This window comes from Roseateles sp. P5_E11 (assembly GCF_054049355.1).
Window position 1 is genome coordinate 1 of sequence record NZ_JBFUMO010000621.1, and the last position, 3226, is coordinate 3226.

Annotated in this window: 3 protein-coding genes; 1 reads left to right on the forward strand and 2 read right to left on the reverse strand. The window is 66.2% G+C overall.

The annotated features are described in order from the left end of the window. Positions 1–47: 47 nt before the first annotated feature. The gene (locus ACXJKR_RS28035; protein WP_457325625.1) at positions 48–2045 is read right to left on the reverse strand and encodes an OPT family oligopeptide transporter; all 1998 of its coding nucleotides are present in this window, start codon (positions 2043–2045) and stop codon (positions 48–50) included. 233 nt (positions 2046–2278) lie between these two features. Between ACXJKR_RS28035 and ACXJKR_RS28040 the strand changes: the two genes are divergently transcribed. Continuing rightward, positions 2279–2671: a hypothetical protein gene (locus tag ACXJKR_RS28040; protein WP_457325627.1), complete on the forward strand. Its 393-nt coding sequence runs from the start codon at positions 2279–2281 to the stop codon at positions 2669–2671. Positions 2672–2701: 30 nt separating this feature from the next. Here ACXJKR_RS28040 and arr read toward each other — a convergent pair whose 3' ends face one another. Further along, positions 2702–3118: an NAD(+)--rifampin ADP-ribosyltransferase gene (gene arr / locus ACXJKR_RS28045; protein WP_457325628.1), complete on the reverse strand. Its 417-nt coding sequence runs from the start codon at positions 3116–3118 to the stop codon at positions 2702–2704. Between the last annotated feature and the right edge of the window lie 108 nt (positions 3119–3226).

The following is a 3226-nucleotide window of genomic DNA, read 5'->3' on the forward strand; positions in this document are numbered from 1 at the left end:
CAGCTGCTCTATCCAGTTGAGCTACGGGCAGACAGAACAGGTGATTATCAGATCAGCACGCCGATGATCGCGTCGCCGATGCCCATCAGGGCGGCGCCGGAGATCAGCCCGGCGCAGATGGGCTCCATGCCTTCGACCCAGATGCGGTGGCCGCGGGAGTCGGCGGGGGCGTTCTTGTACTTCTTGGCCATGTACCAGAACATCAGCGCGCCGACGAACATCATGAAGGTGGCTTGCGGCGGCAGCGTGACGCCCAGGCCGATGGCTACGGCCGACAGGCCCGATTTGCCCTTGGTGACGATGCGCGCCACCTCGATGGCGACGGCCGCCAGGGCGGCAACGGCCATGGAGATCAGCGCCGAGGTGGGCAGGCTCTTCAGCCCCTTGGCGATGATGTCGGCCACGCCCTTCCATTGCAGCGCCGCGGGGAAGCCGAACTGGTCGGACACCATGTTCGCGGCGCTGGCTGCGCCGTTGGCGTCGGGCTTGATGAACAGCAGGAAGAACAGCGGCACGCAGACCAGCACGCCGGCCAGGTTGCCGATGATGTGGCCGATGGCCTGGTGGCGCGGCTTGCCGCCGAGCATGTAGCCGGGCTTGATGTCGGACAGCAGGTTGGCCGCGTTGGAGGCGATCTCGGCCGTCATGCCGGCAGGCAGCAGGTTGGAGCCGGGGTTCGTACGGTCCAGCGCGCCCATCGTGAACTGGGTGATCTTGGACAGCGAGCCGGTCGGCGTCCACGACGTCAGCGCCATGGAGTTGGTGCAGATCACCGTCAGCACGAAGATCAGCGGCAGCGACACGATGGCCAGCCACAGCGGCACGCCGAAGAAGGCGTGCGTGGCGTAGCAGCCCATCAGGCTGACGACGGGCACGCCAATCCAGCTGATCCACAGCGGCACCTCGATGTCCTTGAGCAGGTCACTCTTGGGTTCCGCCTTGGCCGCGATCTGCGCCGGCGTCTTGCGCTTGAACGCACTCGTGAAGATCTCGGGCTTGGCCAGCAGCGACACCAGGGCGCCCACGACCATCATCGTCACGCCCCACCACAGCGACCATTGGTTGACGATCTCCACGCGGTTCAGCGGGATCAGCACGCCATTGGCGCCCAGGCGCGGCGCGATGTCACCGGCCTGGATCATCAGCGGCGCCAGGATCACGAAGTTGACGATCACGCCGACAAAACAACTCGCCGCCACCGCGAGGCCCATCAGGCCCCCGGTGCCGATCAACGCGGCGTCCACCACCAGGCGCAGGCCCAGGGTGCGGAAGTCCGTTCCCAGGATGCTGGGAATGAAGCCGTGCGCCTTGACGGCCCAGGCGTAGTAGTAGTCGTCGATGCGCTCGTGCAGATGCCAGGGCTCCGTCATGCCGGCCCACTTGTCCATGGCCAGCAGCTTGAACTGGATCAGCTTCATCCAGCCCTCGCCGCAGATGCCCTGTAGCAGCGCCGCGCCGCCCGCCACCCAGCCCAGCAGCTTGGCCTTGAACATGCCCTCGCTGCCCTTGCCGTGGTACAGCGAATCCAGCACCACGCCGCAGGCACGGCCTTCCGGGAAGGGGGCCTGGTCTTCATTGATGAAGCGGCGCTTCAGCGGGAAGGCCAGCAGCACGCCCACCAGCGACACCAGGAACATCCAGATGGCGATCTGCCACCACAGCGGCACATGGCCCGTCACCAGCATGTAGGCCGGCAAGCTGGAGATCAGCGCCGTGGTCACATAGCCCGACGCCGTGGCGATGGACTGGGTGCAGTTGTTCTCGAGGATGGTGTAGTCCTGGGCCAGGCCGGCTGCGTGCAGCGCTCGGAACAGCGCAAAGGCCAGGATGACCGAAGTGAGGCCAACGCCGAGGGAAATGCCCGTCTTGGCACCGATGTACAGGCCGGTGGAGGAGAGCACACCGCCGAGCAGGAAACCGGTGATACCGGAGCGCAGCGARAGCTGGGCCATGTCGCCGCGGAAGACGTTCTTGAACCACCACTCGTCCTTTTGGGCGCGTGACATGGTGGCGATCTGCTCGTCGGTCAGGTGTTGGAGTGCCATGAGATCAGGGCGGCGCTTGTGACGCGGCCTGGTTAAAGCAAAGCTGGCGATTGTCCCGGCCGACCGCTCGGTCGGACTTTGGGATATGCCCTGGGTCGAAGCCCCTGGATGCGGGGGCTCAAAAAAATACCGCCACGGCAAGGCCAGCGGCGGCGCATCGGTCAGAAGCGGGCGCATTTTGCCAGCTTTCCCGAACCGGGCCGCGCCACAATGCGGCGGCTCCAGGCATTGGCATGACAGCTCCCATTTCTCCCCTGATCCACGCACTGCGCCTGCTCAAGGCCGAACTGGCGCAGGCGCGTCATTCGCCGTCGCAACGCCAAGCAACGGCCGGGGCCTCGGCTGGCTTGGTCAATCGGGCCGCGCCACCCGCAGCCGTGACGGCATTGCAGGGGCTGACCGCCAAGCTCAAGGCCGCCCGAGCTCAAGGCGGTGACATCCCCCGCGCCAAGGCCTTGCGCCTGTTCGTCGAGGCTGCGTTGGTCGATGAACTCGGCGGCGAGTTGCAACTGGATCCGGCGCTGGAAGGCCTGGTGGAGCGCACCTGCCGGGCCATCGAGCAGGATGCCGGCAGCGCGGCCTTGTTGGACGAAGCCTTGCAGGAGCTTCAGGCCCTGGTTGACTGAGCCTCACCGGCTGGGCCGCAGGGCCTATTGCTATTCCTGGATGGCCTCGATGCCGAGTTCGCGCATCCGCTGCACATGCGCCAGCATGGTTTGCAGCTGCTCGGGGGAGTGGCCCTGCCATTGCATGACTTCGCCCGTCACCCGCAGCCCCGCCTTGCAGCGGTAGGACTTGGTTGGATTGCCGGAGAACTTGCGGTCAGTCAGGTTGGGGTCGTCTTCGATGGGGCCGGTGGGCTCCACGATGTAGATGCGGCCGCGGCCGTCGCCCACGGCCAGCTCTGCGCCCCAGATCGCTGCTTCCAGCGTCGCGGACAGATAGACGTAGTTCGCCTTCTTGTGCTGGCCGTAGTTGGATGCATAGCCAGGCTGGATCAGGTCGCCGGCCCGCAGGTCGGCCCTGGTGCCGTGATAGTAGGGCGGAGGGCTTGGGGCGTCGGTGCTTGTCATCGGGCAGTTCGGGACGAGGGCGCGGCAGTGCCCATGACAGAAGCAATCTCGTGAAGCCCCGTCACGCCTGGGCCGGCACCGCCGCCGTCCTGCGGCTCAGGCCCAGCC